Source organism: Pseudomonas sp. Xaverov 259 (assembly GCF_019352915.1).
Taxonomy (GTDB): domain Bacteria; phylum Pseudomonadota; class Gammaproteobacteria; order Pseudomonadales; family Pseudomonadaceae; genus Aquipseudomonas.
Genome location: NZ_JAAAFV010000050.1, coordinates 3,411 through 17,090, shown reverse-complemented (window position 1 = coordinate 17,090; position 13,680 = coordinate 3,411). Strand labels below are relative to the sequence as shown.

The window sequence follows — 13,680 nt, the reverse complement described above, 5'->3', positions numbered from 1 at the left end:
CTTTGATGCTCGGCAGCTTTGTAAACCGCCCGCGACAAAGGCCGCAGTTTGAACCTCGCCAGAGCAGCCTGACAACCCTTGCAGCATGCTTTGTGCACGCGCATGAGCAAGCACCGTGACAGGCGCGGCCAATCACAGGATAATGCGCAATCTTTTTAGCCGGCCCGTGCATGCGGGTCGACTCGGTATGCTTGCTTGTTTGGCCGCCTTAGCCTGACAACCCTGGAGTGTCTGGTTTGATTGTCTTCCGTTATCTGTCCCGCGAAGTCCTGTTGACCCTGAGTGCCGTGAGTGCGGTATTGCTGGTCATCACCATGAGTGGTCGTTTCGTCAAATTCCTCGCCCAGGCAGCCTCGGGCGCCCTGGATCCGGGCGCATTGTTCCTGATCATGGGCTTTCGACTGCCGGGTTTCCTGCAGTTGATCCTGCCCCTTGGCCTGTTTCTCGGCATCCTGCTGGCCTATGGCCGGCTTTACCTTGAAAGTGAAATGACCGTGCTCTCGGCCACTGGCATGAGCCAACAGCGCCTGCTGGCCATGACCATGGTGCCGGCTACTGGCGTTGCCCTGGTGGTGGCCTGGTTGAGCATGAGCCTGGCGCCCCAGGGCGCCATGCAGTTCCAGTTACTGCTGAACAAGCAGGATGCGATGACCGAGTTCGATACCCTGGAGCCCGGGCGCTTCCAGGCGCTCAACGACGGCACGCGGGTCACCTATACGGAAACCATGACCGACGACCGCTCTAACCTGGGCGGCGTGTTCATCTCGCAGAAAAACCTCGGTCTGAACCAGAAAGACCGCGGTATCTCGATTCTGGTAGCCAATAGCGGGCGCCAGGAAATACGTCCTGACGGCAACCGCTACCTGATCCTCGAAAATGGCTATCGTTACGACGGCAGCCCTGGCATGGCGGACTATAGGGCGGTCAAATACGACACTTATGGCGTAATGCTGGCTAAGCCTGACATCAGTGAAGAGGTCACCGACCGCGACGCACTGCCGACGCTATCGCTGATCGGCAATCCCGAGCTGCGCTCCGTTGCCGAGCTGCAATGGCGAATCTCCCTGCCGCTGCTGGTGTTTATCGTGACCTTGATGGCCGTGCCGCTGTCACGCGTCAACCCGCGCCAGGGCCGTTTCCTCAAGCTGTTGCCGGCAATCCTTTTGTACATGGCCTACCTGACCATCCTGATTTCCGCCCGTGGCTCCCTGGAGAAGGGCAAGCTGTCGCCAACCCTGGGCCTGTGGTGGGTGCACGGGATCTTCCTGGTGATCGGCCTGGGGCTGCTCTACTGGGAACCTATCCGTTTGAAAATGAAGAGCCGTCGTGGCCTGAAGGAGTTGGCTCGTGGCTAAGCTCGACCGCTACATTGGTAGCAGCGTACTGATCGCCATCCTGGCGGTATTGGGCATCATCCTTGGCCTGGCTTGCCTGTTTGCCTTTATTGATGAAGTGAGCAACGTCACCGACACTTATACGGTCACCAACGTGTTGAGCTACGTGGCGCTGACCGCACCGCGTCGTCTCTACGACATGATGCCGATGGCGGCACTGATCGGCTGCCTGATTGGCCTGGGCAGCCTGGCCAGCAGCAGCGAACTGACCATCATGCGCGCGGCGGGCGTTTCCATCGGCCGCATCGTCTGGGCGGTCATGAAACCCATGCTGTTGCTGATGGCTTGCAGTGTGTTGATCGGCGAGTACGTAGCGCCACCGACCGAAGCCACAGCCCAGGCCAACCGTGCCCTGGCCCAGGGTTCGGGGGATGCGCAGAGCGCTCGGCACGGCCTGTGGCACCGCCAGGGTGATGAGTTTATCCACATCAACGCCGTGCAGCCCGGCGGTTTGTTGGTGGGGGTGACGCGTTATACGTTCGACAAAGAGCGGCATATGCTGAGCTCCAGTTTCTCCAGGCGCGCGCAGTATGACGAGGGGAAATGGCAGCTGTACGACGTCACCACGACGTATTTTCGTAATGTGGGGCAGGGCATCAAGGCCTACACCGAAGTGATCAATGTGCCGTCCGAGCAGTGGGACATTGCCCTGAAGCCGGAACTGCTCAATACCGTGGTGATGATCCCGGAAAGCCTGCCGATCTCCGGTTTGTGGAGTTATATCCACTACCTCAAGGATCAGGGCCTGAACAACGGCCGTTACTGGCTGGCATTTTGGGTCAAGGTGTTGCAGCCGCTGGTCACCGCCGCACTGGTGTTGATGGCCATTTCGTTCATCTTCGGTCCGCTGCGTTCGGTAACGCTCGGCCAGCGGGTGTTTACCGGCGTGCTGGTGGGCTTTACCTTCCGCATCGCCCAGGACCTGCTTGGGCCGTCGAGCCTGGTATTCGGTTTCTCGCCGCTGTTTGCGGTGCTGGTGCCGACGGCTATTTGTGCCGTGGCTGGGTTCTGGCTGTTGCGCCGGGCCGGTTGATACCGCGCTTATGCACAAAAAATGCCCCGCTCCCATGAGCGGGGCATTTTTGTTCTGGTCAGCAAAGATGACGCCCGGCCCGAGCATCAGGTACAATTCCCGGCTATTTTTCAGCGGGCAATCTGCCTGCAGCCTTTTTGAGTGTTGATCCGTGAGTGATTTGAGTCATATCCGCAATTTCTCCATCATCGCCCACATTGACCATGGTAAGTCGACGCTGGCCGATCGATTCATCCAGATGTGCGGCGGCCTTGCCGAGCGTGAAATGGAAGCCCAGGTCCTGGACTCCATGGACCTCGAGCGCGAGCGCGGCATCACCATCAAGGCCCACAGCGTTACCCTGTACTACACCGCAAAAGACGGTATCAAGTACCAGCTGAACTTCATTGACACCCCCGGCCACGTTGACTTCACGTACGAAGTCAGCCGCTCGCTGGCCGCCTGTGAAGGCGCCTTGCTGGTGGTCGATGCCGGCCAGGGCGTTGAAGCTCAGTCCGTAGCCAACTGCTACACCGCGATCGAGCAGGGCCTTGAGGTCATGCCGGTACTGAACAAGATCGACCTGCCCCAGGCCGATCCTGACCGCGTTAAAGAAGAAATCGAAAAAATCATCGGCATTGACGCCACCGACGCCGTCGAGTGCAGCGCCAAGACCGGCCTGGGCGTTGACGAAGTGCTCGAGCGCCTGGTCAAGACCATTCCTGCGCCTACCGGCAACTACGAAGATCCGCTGCAAGCGTTGATCATCGACTCCTGGTTCGACAACTACCTGGGCGTTGTTTCCCTGGTACGCGTGCGCCACGGCCGTGTGAAGAAGGGCGACAAGATCCTGGTCAAATCCACCGGCAAGATCCACCTGGTGGACAGCGTCGGTGTGTTCAACCCGAAACACACTGCTACCACCGACCTCAAAGCCGGTGAAGTAGGCTTCATCATCGCCGGTATCAAGGACATTCACGGTGCGCCAGTGGGTGACACCCTGACCTTGAGCTCCACCCCTGACGTCGACGTGCTGCCGGGTTTCAAACGCATCCAGCCGCAGGTTTACGCCGGCCTGTTCCCGGTCAGCTCCGATGACTTCGAAGATTTCCGCGAAGCGCTGCAGAAGCTGACCCTCAACGATTCGTCGTTGCAGTACACCCCGGAAAGCTCCGACGCCCTGGGCTTCGGCTTCCGCTGCGGGTTCCTGGGCATGCTGCACATGGAGATCATCCAGGAGCGCCTCGAGCGCGAATATGACCTGGACCTGATCACCACGGCGCCAACGGTTATTTTTGAGCTGGCGCTGAAAACCGGTGAAACGATTTACGTCGACAACCCGTCCAAGCTTCCGGATCTGTCCACTATCGAAGACATGCGCGAGCCGATCGTGCGGGCCAATATCCTGGTTCCGCAAGAGCACTTGGGCAACGTTATTACCCTGTGTATCGAAAAACGTGGCGTGCAGCACGACATGTTGTTCCTTGGTACCCAGGTGCAAGTGACCTACGATTTGCCGATGAACGAAGTGGTTTTGGACTTCTTCGACCGTCTCAAATCCACCAGTCGCGGCTATGCTTCGCTGGATTACCATTTCGACCGTTACCAATCGGCTAATCTGGTGAAACTGGATGTGTTGATCAACGGCGACAAGGTGGATGCACTGGCACTGATCGTGCACAAGGACAACGCGCACTACAAAGGTCGCCAGTTGACCGAAAAGATGAAAGAACTGATTCCGCGCCAGATGTTCGACGTCGCGATCCAGGCCGCCATTGGCGGGCAGATCATTGCTCGGACCTCCGTCAAGGCACTCAGAAAGAACGTACTGGCCAAATGCTACGGCGGTGACGTAAGTCGTAAGCGCAAGCTGCTTGAGAAGCAAAAGGCCGGTAAAAAACGCATGAAGCAAGTGGGCAACGTGGAAATTCCACAAGAAGCCTTCCTTGCAGTGCTCAGGTTGGATAGTTAGGTCCTATGTCACTAAATTTCCCGCTGTTGCTGGTCATCGCCGTTGCCGTTTGCGGTCTCCTGGCGTTGCTCGATCTGGTGTTCTTCGCCCCGCGTCGGCGGGCGGCTATCGCCTCGTATCAGGGCAGCGTCAGCCAGCCCGATGCGGTGGCGATCGAGAAACTGAACAAAGAGCCTTTGCTGGTTGAATACGGCAAGTCGTTCTTCCCGGTGTTGTTCATCGTGCTGGTGCTGCGCTCGTTCCTGGTGGAGCCGTTTCAGATCCCTTCGGGGTCGATGAAACCCACCCTGGACGTGGGCGACTTTATCCTGGTGAACAAGTTTTCCTACGGGATCCGCCTGCCGGTGCTCGACAAGAAGGTCATCCCGGTCGGTGACCCGCAGCGCGGCGACGTGATGGTGTTCCGCTACCCAAGCGACCCGAACGTCAACTACATCAAACGTGTCGTGGGCCTGCCGGGCGACGTGATTCGCTATACCAGCGACAAGCGCCTGTTCGTCAATGGTGAGTCGGTCGCCGAGAAGTTGATCGGCACCGAGCCGAACACCCTGGGCAGCGCTGAGCTGTATCAGGAAAAACTCGGCGCAGTAGAGCACCAGATCCGCAAGGAAATGAGCCGCTACCGCTCGCCGCCCGACACCGAATGGAAAGTGCCGGCCGGGCACTACTTCATGATGGGCGACAACCGTGACAACTCCAACGACAGCCGGTACTGGGATGACCCTAATATTCCCAAGGACCTGCTGGGCATGGTTCCCGACGAGAACATTGTCGGCAAGGCCTTTGCGGTCTGGATGAGCTGGCCGGAACCCAAGCTCAGCCACCTGCCGAACTTCTCGCGGGTCGGGCTGATCAAGTAATACAGGCGGCGCTGTGAACACAGCGCCGAATGCTTTTCTGGGGTTGGGACAATCATTGGCCCAACCCCTTGCTGTACCAATCAGGATTTGAATTTGAACACTGCGTCAATCGTCGATGGCCGCCGGTGCCACCAAACAGATATGGGTAAACCGTGAGCGTTTCTCTAAGTCGTCTCGAGCACCAGCTCGGCTACACCTTCAAGGATCAGGAATTGATGGTCCTTGCCCTCACACATCGCAGCTTTGCAGGGCGCAATAACGAACGCCTGGAATTCCTCGGTGATGCCATCCTTAACTTTGCCGCCGGTGAGGCGCTGTTCGAGCGTTTCCCGCAAGCGCGCGAAGGTCAGCTGTCACGTCTGCGTGCACGCCTGGTCAAAGGCGAGACCCTGGCCGTGCTGGCCCGTGGTTTCGGCCTGGGCGAGTACCTGCGCCTGGGTTCCGGCGAACTCAAAAGCGGTGGTTTTCGCCGCGAGTCGATCCTGGCCGATGCTCTCGAAGCGTTGATCGGTGCGATCTACCTCGATGCAGGCATGGAGACCGCCAAGGAGCGCGTGGTCGCCTGGCTGGCATCGGAGATCGAGAGCCTGACGCTGGTCGACACCAACAAAGATCCCAAGACCCGCCTGCAGGAATACCTGCAGTCGCGTGGTTGCGAACTGCCACGCTACGAAGTGGTGGATATCCAGGGTGAACCCCATTGCCGCGTGTTTTTCGTGGAATGTGAAATCACCTTATTGAACGAAAAAAGCCGAGGTCAGGGTGTGAGCCGTCGTATTGCCGAACAGGTAGCGGCCGCTGCAGCACTGATTGCCCTGGGCGTGGAGAATGGCCATGACTGATTCAACCGCAACACGCTGTGGCTATGTTGCCATCGTCGGCCGCCCGAACGTGGGCAAGTCCACGCTGCTGAACCACATCCTCGGCCAGAAGCTCGCGATCACTTCGCGCAAGCCGCAGACCACCCGCCACAACATGCTGGGCATCAAGACTGAAGGCACTGTGCAAGCGGTGTATGTCGACACCCCAGGCATGCACAAAGGTGGCGAGAAGGCGCTGAACCGCTACATGAACAAGACCGCTTCGGCGGCGTTGAAAGACGTCGACGTGGTGATCTTTGTGGTCGACCGCACCAAGTGGACCGACGAGGACCAGATGGTTCTGGAGCGCGTGCAGTACGTCACCGGCCCTTTGATCGTCGCGCTGAACAAGACCGACCGCATCGAAGACAAAGCCGAGCTGATGCCGCACCTGAGCTGGCTGCAGGAACAACTGCCTAACGCTCAGATCATGCCGATTTCGGCCCAGCACGGCCACAATCTCGACGCTCTGGAGCGTGTGATCGCCGAGCACCTGCCGGAGAACGAGCACTTCTTCCCGGAAGACCAGATCACCGACCGCAGCAGTCGCTTCCTGGCCGCCGAACTGGTACGCGAGAAAATCATGCGCCAGATGGGCGCCGAGCTGCCGTACCAGATCACTGTCGAAATCGAAGAGTTCAAGCAGCAGGGCAAAACCCTGCATATCCACGCGTTGATCCTCGTTGAGCGTGACGGCCAGAAGAAAATCATCATTGGCGACAAGGGCGAGCGCATCAAGCGCATCGGCACCGAAGCGCGCAAAGACATGGAATTGCTGTTTGATTCCAAGATCATGCTTAACCTGTGGGTGAAGGTTAAAGGTGGTTGGTCTGATGATGAACGTGCGCTGCGTTCCCTGGGCTACGGCGACCTGTAATCGGTCTTCGCTAGCGCCGCAAGACAAAATGTGGGAGCGGGCTTGCTCGCGAATGCGGTGGATCAGTCAGTACATATATTGGCTGACCCACCGCATTCGCGAGCAGGCCCGCTCCCACATTAGGTTTGTATCGTTTTCAATATTGCATTCCAGCTGAGAGAACTCATGTCCCAAACCCCACCCCCCAGCCAACTCGCCTACGTGCTGCACAGCCGCGCCTACCGCGAGACCAGCGCTTTGGTGGATTTCCTCACGCCTCAAGGCCGCTTGCGCGCGGTGTTGCGCAGTGCGCGGGGCAAGGCGGGCACGCTGGCACGGCCGTTTGTGGCGCTGGACGTGGAGTTTCGTGGCAAGGGCGAGCTGAAAAACGTTGGCCGCCTGGAAAGTGTCGGCAACTCTGCGTGGCTCAATGGCGAAGCGCTGTTCAGCGGGCTTTACCTTAACGAGCTGCTGATCCGCCTGCTGCCCGCCGAAGACCCGCACCCCGCAGTCTTCGATCACTACGCTGCCACGTTGGTGGCCCTGGCCGAAGGTCGCCCGTTGGAGCCGCTGCTGCGCGCCTTTGAATGGCGTTTGCTCGACGACCTGGGCTACGGCTTCGAACTGAGCAGCGACCTGCACGGCGACCCCATCGCCGCCGACGGTATGTACCGCCTGCAAGTCGACGCCGGCCTTGAGCGCGTGTACCTGCTGCAACCGGGGCTGTTCCAGGGCACCGAACTGTTGGCCATGAGCGAAGCCGATTGGACTGCACCTGGGGCGTTGTCCGCGGCCAAGCGCTTGATGCGCCAGGCGCTGGCCGTGCATTTGGGCGGGCGCCCGCTGGTCAGTCGCGAGTTGTTTCGAAAGCCCTGACAACCCCGTGTATGCTGTGCAGCGTTTCTTTCCCTTTTCAGGAGCGCTTCCGTGACCACCAGCAATCGCATTCTTCTTGGCGTCAACATCGACCACGTCGCCACCCTGCGCCAGGCCCGGGGCACCCGTTACCCCGACCCGGTCAAGGCCGCGCTGGACGCCGAAGAAGCGGGCGCCGATGGCATCACCGTGCACCTGCGCGAAGACCGCCGCCACATCCAGGAGCGTGATGTGCTGGTGCTCAAGGACGTGCTGCAAACCCGCATGAACTTCGAGATGGGCGTGACCGAAGAAATGATGGCGTTCGCCGAGCGCATCCGCCCGGCGCATATTTGCCTGGTGCCGGAAACCCGCCAGGAGCTGACCACTGAAGGCGGCCTCGACGTGGCTGGCCAGGAAGCGCGGATCAAGGCGGCGGTGGAGCGCTTGTCGAAGATCGGCAGCGAAGTGTCGCTGTTCATCGACGCCGACGAGCGCCAGATCGAAGCCTCACGTCGCGTTGGCGCTCCGGCGATCGAACTGCACACCGGCCGTTACGCCGATGCCACCACGCCCACCGAAGTGGCCGAGGAACTGCAGCGCATCATAGACGGCGTGAAGTGCGGCCTCAGTGAAGGCCTGATCGTCAACGCCGGCCACGGCCTGCACTACCACAACGTCGAAGCCGTGGCCGCGATCAAGGGCATCAACGAGCTGAACATCGGCCATGCGCTTGTGGCCCATGCGCTGTTCGTCGGTTTCAAAGGAGCGGTAACCGAGATGAAAGCCCTGATTCTGGCGGCTGCCAAGTACTGACCAAACACTGGATATGTCCTGTGGGAGCGGGCTTGTGTGGGAGCGGGCTTGCTCGCGAAAGCGGTGTGTCAGTCACAGTTATATAAACTGACCCGGCGCATTCGCGAGCAAGCCCGCTCCCACATTGGCCCATTCTCATCTTTAGATCCCCAGCGTTTTCGCCATGCGGCAATGCGAAGCCTTACTGTTTAGCCGATGCAGGTGTATCGTATCTGCCCTTTGCGGGCCTCTGGCTTGCGGCAGATACGTGAGGTTGTTGTGTCCCGATCCTTTTCCCGTCGACAAATCCTGGGTGGCCTGGCAGGCCTGGCCGTCGTGGGCGTCGGTGCCGGTGGTGCCTATCGCTACTGGCTGGGGAAAGTCGCTGAGGCCGAGGCAGGCCACGATTACGAGCTGATCGCCGCACCGTTGGACGTGGAGCTGGTGCCCGGCCACAAGACTGAAGCCTGGGCGTTCGGCCCCTCGGCGCCAGGTACCGAGTTGCGTGTGCGTCAGGGAGAATGGCTGCGGGTACGTTTTATCAACCACCTGCCGGTTGCCACCACCATCCACTGGCACGGCATCCGCCTGCCGCTGGAAATGGACGGCGTGCCCTACGTTTCACAACTGCCGGTACTGCCCGGTGAATACTTCGACTACAAATTCCGCGTGCCTGACGCTGGCAGCTACTGGTATCACCCGCACGTGAACAGCAGCGAAGAACTCGGCCGTGGCCTGGTCGGCCCGCTGATTGTCGAAGAGCGCGAACCCACCGGTTTCAAACACGAACGCACCTTGAGCCTGAAAAGCTGGCACGTGGACGAGGAGGGCGCATTCGTCGCCTTCAGCGTGCCCCGTGAAGCCGCGCGTGGTGGCACGGCCGGGCGGTTGTCGACCATCAATGGCGTGCCCCAGGCGGTGATTGACCTGCCTGCCGGGCAGATCACCCGCGTGCGCCTGCTCAACCTCGACAACACCCTGACGTATCGCCTCAATATCCCGGACATTGAAGCGCAGATCTACGCACTGGACGGCAACCCCATCGAGCCGCGCCCACTGGGCAAGGAATACTGGCTGGGCCCAGGCATGCGCATTTGCCTGGCGATCAAGGCCCCGCCGGCGGGTGAAGAACTGTCGATCCGTAACGGCCCGGTGCGCCTCGGTACTTTCCGCTCAGTCGCCAATACCGACGCACCCACCGAATGGCCACCGGCGTTGCCGGCCAACCCGATTGCCGAACCGGACCTGGCCAATGCCGAGAAACTCAACTTCAATTTCGAGTGGGTCGGCAGCGTGTCGGTGGATGACGGCAAACCGCCGAGCCTGTGGCAGATCAACGGCAAGGCCTGGGATATCACCGACAAGACCTGCGCCGACCGCCCGATTGCCAAGCTTGAGAAGGGCAAAAGCTACATTTTCGAACTGAAGAACATGACCCAGTACCAGCACCCGATTCACCTGCATGGCATGAGCTTCAAGGTGATCGCCTCGAACCGCCACAAGGTGATTCCGTATTTCACCGACACCTATTTGCTGGGCAAAAACGAGCGTGCGCGCGTGGCGTTGGTGGCCGATAACCCAGGCGTGTGGATGTTTCACTGCCACGTGATCGACCATATGGAAACCGGCCTGATGGCCGCCATCGAGGTGGCGTGATGCGCCAGATTCGCCCCGCTGCGATTATCGACCGCAGCCGTGACCAGCACTTCATGCGCGAAGCCCTGGCCCTTGCCGCCCAAGGCGCGGCGCTGGGCGAAGTGCCTGTGGGCGCGGTGCTGGTGCAGGACGGTGAAATCATCGGCCGGGGCTTTAACTGCCCGATCAGCGGCAACGACCCCAGTGCCCATGCCGAAATGGTCGCCATCCGCGCCGCCGCGCAGGCGATCAGCAACTACCGCCTGGTGGGCAGCACGCTGTACGTGACGCTGGAACCGTGCAGTATGTGCGCTGGTTTGATAGTGCATTCGCGCATCGCGCGGGTGGTGTATGGCGCGCTGGAGCCCAAGGCCGGGATTGTGCAAAGCCAGGGGCAGTTTTTTACCCAGGGCTTTTTGAATCACCGGGTGCTGTATGAAGGCGGGGTGTTGGCCGAGGAATGCGGCACGGTGCTGAGCGAGTTCTTCAAAGCCCGCCGAGCTCGTCAATGATCGTTCCCACGCTCCGCGTGGGAATGCCTCTTGTGACGCTCTGCGTCACGCTTTGGGACGCAGAGCGTCCTTGGCTGCATTCCCACGCGGAGCGTGGGAACGATCTGTTTGGGGCTACTTTTTGGCGATAATCACCGCCCGCATCGGCGCCGGCAGCCCTTCGATGGTCTTGCTGTGATCATCCGGGTCCAGGAAATCACTCAGCGACTGATACTTCATCCACTCGGTGCCGCGTTGTTCCGCAACCGTGGTCACGCTCACATCCACACAACGTACTTCACTGAAACCCGCGCGGCGCAGCCATAGCATCAGCGCCGGCACCGACGGCAGGAACCACACGTTGCGCATCTGCGCGTAGCGGTCTTCCGGCACCAGTACTTGCTGCTGGTCGCCGTCCACGACCAAGGTTTCCAACACCAGCTCGCCACCTTTGACCAGTGTGTCCTTGAGCGCCAGCAGATGCTCGATCGGCGAGCGGCGGTGATAGAACACGCCCATGGAAAACACCGTATCGAAGCCTTCCAGGTTCGACGGCAGGTCTTCAAACGGGAACGGCAAGTGCCAGGCCTTGGGCTCGGACAAGTAACGCTGCACCGCTTGGAACTGGCAGAAAAACAGCCAGTTCGGGTCCACGCCAATCACGCTGTCGGCACCCGCACCGAGCATGCGCCACATGTAGTAGCCGTTGCCGCAGCCCACATCGAGGATGCGCTTGCCCTTCAAATCCAGGTGCGGCGCCACCCGTGACCACTTCCAGTCCGAACGCCATTCGGTATCCACGTGTACGCCGAACAAGTTGAACGGGCCTTTGCGCCACGGGCTCAGGCCCATCAACGCAGTGTGCATTTGTGCGCGGGTGGCGTCGTCGCAAGCGGTATCCAGCGTCAGGCCATTGAGCAAATCGACTTCGCTGGGCTGGATCTGCGGCAGTGCATCCAACGCACTTTGCCAGCGCTCCAGGTCGCCGTGACCCTTTTCCATCTTGCTGTCGAGTTGCGCTTGCAGGCCCTGGGCCCACACGGCCAGGGGAGTGCCGACCAAGTGGCGGGCGAGGGGGGACAAATCAATCATGGCAAGGCAATCAACGAGGCAAAGTTAAGACACTGGAACCACGGCACGACTTTCGAGAAACCGGCCGCCAGCAGGCGTTCGCGGTGTTCTTCGAGGCTGTCGGGCTTCATGACGTTTTCGATGGCGCTGCGCTTCTGGGCAATTTCCAGTTCGCTGTAGCCGTTGGCGCGTTTGAACGCGATGTGCAGGTCAGTGAGCAGCGCGTGTTCTTCAACATCGTTGAAGCGCAGCTTTTCCGACAGGATCAACGCACCGCCTGGCAGCAGCGCTTGGCGGATACGCCCGAGCAACGCCAGGCGTTCGTCGGGCGCGATAAATTGCAGGGTAAAGTTCAACGCCACCACCGAAGCGGGCTGAAATTGCAGCGCGAGAATGTCGCCCTCAATCACCTCAACCGGCAGCAACTCCTGGAACATCGAGTCCTGACCGTTGAGGTATTCACGGCAACGCTCGACCATCGCTGCGGAATTATCCACCGCAATCACCCGGCAGCCGTCGGTACGCACATGGCGACGCAAGGCTTGAGTGACTGCGCCAAGAGACGAACCGAGGTCGTAGAGCACGCTGCCCGGCTGGGCAAACTGCGCCGCCAGCACGCCGAGGTTCTCGACGATGGTCGGGTAGCCCGGCACCGAGCGTTTGATCATGTCCGGGAACACCCGCACCACGTCCTCGTTAAAGGCGAAGTCCGGCACCTGGGGCAGGGGCTGGGCGAATAGGCGATCGGGTTCTTTGCTCACGGTTGTTCCGGCGACGAGGGGGGAAAGGCCGGCATTTTAGCCAAGTTGGCCCTCGTGTGCGCGGGTTGTCTGATGGAAAGCCGAGGCCGTGATGCCCCACTGGCCGAGCCAGTAGGTGGTGATCAGCAAATACGGCGCCGCATCGAAAGCCAGCACAAACCGATTGATGCCGATCAGGGTGTCGGAAAACACAAACGACACCGCTCCCGCTGCCGCAAACCATGCCGAGCGTTTCGGCACCTCACTGCCCAACCGCGCCAGTGCGCGCCAGAGCATGGCGCTGATCACCAAGGCATAAATCACCACCGGGATCAGCAACTCGCCCAGGCCGTGGGAAATCAGGATGCTCAACAAAATCGCGCCAACCACCAGCGCCAATACCAAGGGCAACACCGCCAGACGGCAACAATCGCTGAAATAGGCTTTCAAATACGCGAGATGCGCGAACAGGAACGCGCCGAGGCCAAAGATAAACAGGTCGCCCGGCCAGGCGAGCAGCACATCGCCGACCAGGGAAAAAATCAGCCCCAGGCTGATCCAGCGTCGATAGTCGGTGGGCGGCGCATCATGCAGCCAGCCCAGCAGTGCCAGCACCGGCAGCGGTTTGACCAGCAGGCACAACAGGGTGGCGTGGGTGGTCAGGCCGTAGATAAAGGTGCCGGCGCCCATCAGCGCGAGGATCAGCCATGGCATATCAGTTCACCGTAATGGCGCAGTCGAAGGTTTCGGCCGGCTCGGCTTCCGGCTCCCAAGGTTGCTGGGACGTCAGGCGCAAACGGCCTTGGCCGGCTGCGAAGGCCTGGAAGCGCCAAGTCGACTGGCCGCCGCCCCCGATCACGCCGGATTCGCTGCTGCTGTAGACCTCCGGGCTCAATGCGCGCAACACGCCGCCGGCCGAATCCTGGATAGCCCAGCGGTAGCCGGTGGTGGGGTTGCTCGGCAAGGTGAGGGTCAGGTTTTGTCCAGTTTTTAGCTGGAGCGGGCAGGCGCTCTGGTTATCCACGCTGACGTTTTGCTTGGGGGCACTGGCGCATCCGGCCAGCAGGGCAAGGCTCAAGGGGAGAAACAGGCGGGCAGCGGTCATGGGGGCTCCGTTCATTCACGACGAAGGGCGAGCA

General features: G+C 60.4%; 14 protein-coding genes. 10 read left to right on the top strand and 4 right to left on the bottom strand.

Going from position 1 to position 13,680, the window contains the following annotated elements:
• Nucleotides 1-236: 236 nt before the first annotated feature.
• The 10 genes from lptF (at nucleotide 237) to tadA (ending at nucleotide 10,751) form a co-directional block, all read left to right on the top strand.
• A complete protein-coding gene (gene lptF, locus K0H48_RS21415) occupies nucleotides 237-1,355 on the top strand; it encodes an LPS export ABC transporter permease LptF (RefSeq protein WP_056858889.1) in 1,119 nt (372 codons plus the stop codon).
• Entirely contained in the window at nucleotides 1,348-2,427 is a 1,080-nt protein-coding gene (lptG, locus tag K0H48_RS21410) for an LPS export ABC transporter permease LptG (protein ID WP_219269047.1), read from the top strand. The genes lptF and lptG overlap by 8 nt, the downstream gene beginning before the upstream one ends.
• A 151-nt stretch (nucleotides 2,428-2,578) precedes the next feature.
• Nucleotides 2,579-4,378 (top strand): translation elongation factor 4, encoded by a 1,800-nt coding sequence (gene lepA / locus K0H48_RS21405; RefSeq protein WP_138816700.1) that lies wholly within the window; start codon nucleotides 2,579-2,581, stop codon nucleotides 4,376-4,378.
• Nucleotides 4,379-4,383: 5 nt separating this feature from the next.
• Nucleotides 4,384-5,238, top strand: a complete 855-nt coding sequence (lepB, locus tag K0H48_RS21400; protein ID WP_017136294.1) for a signal peptidase I — start codon at nucleotides 4,384-4,386, stop codon at nucleotides 5,236-5,238.
• Between the two features lie 152 nt (nucleotides 5,239-5,390).
• Entirely contained in the window at nucleotides 5,391-6,080 is a 690-nt protein-coding gene (gene rnc, locus K0H48_RS21395; RefSeq protein ID WP_219269046.1) for a ribonuclease III, read from the top strand.
• A complete protein-coding gene (gene era, locus K0H48_RS21390; protein ID WP_034102340.1) occupies nucleotides 6,073-6,975 on the top strand; it encodes a GTPase Era in 903 nt (300 codons plus the stop codon). Before rnc ends, era begins: the two co-directional genes overlap by 8 nt.
• A 165-nt stretch (nucleotides 6,976-7,140) precedes the next feature.
• Nucleotides 7,141-7,830, top strand: a complete 690-nt coding sequence (recO, locus tag K0H48_RS21385; RefSeq protein ID WP_219269045.1) for a DNA repair protein RecO — start codon at nucleotides 7,141-7,143, stop codon at nucleotides 7,828-7,830.
• A 51-nt stretch (nucleotides 7,831-7,881) separates the two neighbouring features.
• On the top strand, nucleotides 7,882-8,625 hold the full coding sequence (pdxJ, locus tag K0H48_RS21380) for a pyridoxine 5'-phosphate synthase (RefSeq protein ID WP_219269044.1): 744 nt from the start codon (nucleotides 7,882-7,884) through the stop codon (nucleotides 8,623-8,625).
• A 258-nt stretch (nucleotides 8,626-8,883) separates the two neighbouring features.
• Nucleotides 8,884-10,260: a multicopper oxidase family protein gene (locus K0H48_RS21375; RefSeq protein ID WP_219269043.1), complete on the top strand. Its 1,377-nt coding sequence runs from the start codon at nucleotides 8,884-8,886 to the stop codon at nucleotides 10,258-10,260.
• Nucleotides 10,260-10,751: a tRNA adenosine(34) deaminase TadA gene (tadA, locus tag K0H48_RS21370; RefSeq protein ID WP_219269042.1), complete on the top strand. Its 492-nt coding sequence runs from the start codon at nucleotides 10,260-10,262 to the stop codon at nucleotides 10,749-10,751. The genes K0H48_RS21375 and tadA overlap by 1 nt, the downstream gene beginning before the upstream one ends.
• A gap of 114 nt (nucleotides 10,752-10,865) precedes the next feature.
• Here tadA and cmoB read toward each other — a convergent pair whose 3' ends face one another.
• From cmoB to K0H48_RS21350, 4 genes are read right to left on the bottom strand one after another with little or no spacing between them, the layout of a single operon-like run.
• The gene (gene cmoB, locus K0H48_RS21365; protein ID WP_219269041.1) at nucleotides 10,866-11,822 is read right to left on the bottom strand and encodes a tRNA 5-methoxyuridine(34)/uridine 5-oxyacetic acid(34) synthase CmoB; all 957 of its coding nucleotides are present in this window, start codon (nucleotides 11,820-11,822) and stop codon (nucleotides 10,866-10,868) included.
• Nucleotides 11,819-12,562 (bottom strand): carboxy-S-adenosyl-L-methionine synthase CmoA, encoded by a 744-nt coding sequence (gene cmoA, locus K0H48_RS21360; protein WP_219269040.1) that lies wholly within the window; start codon nucleotides 12,560-12,562, stop codon nucleotides 11,819-11,821. Before cmoA ends, cmoB begins: the two co-directional genes overlap by 4 nt.
• A 36-nt stretch (nucleotides 12,563-12,598) precedes the next feature.
• Complete coding sequence (locus K0H48_RS21355) at nucleotides 12,599-13,255, bottom strand: lysoplasmalogenase (protein ID WP_219269039.1); 657 nt, start codon at nucleotides 13,253-13,255, stop codon at nucleotides 12,599-12,601.
• Between the two features lies 1 nt (nucleotide 13,256).
• Entirely contained in the window at nucleotides 13,257-13,646 is a 390-nt protein-coding gene (locus K0H48_RS21350; protein ID WP_138816694.1) for a protease inhibitor I42 family protein, read from the bottom strand.
• Between the last annotated feature and the right edge of the window lie 34 nt (nucleotides 13,647-13,680).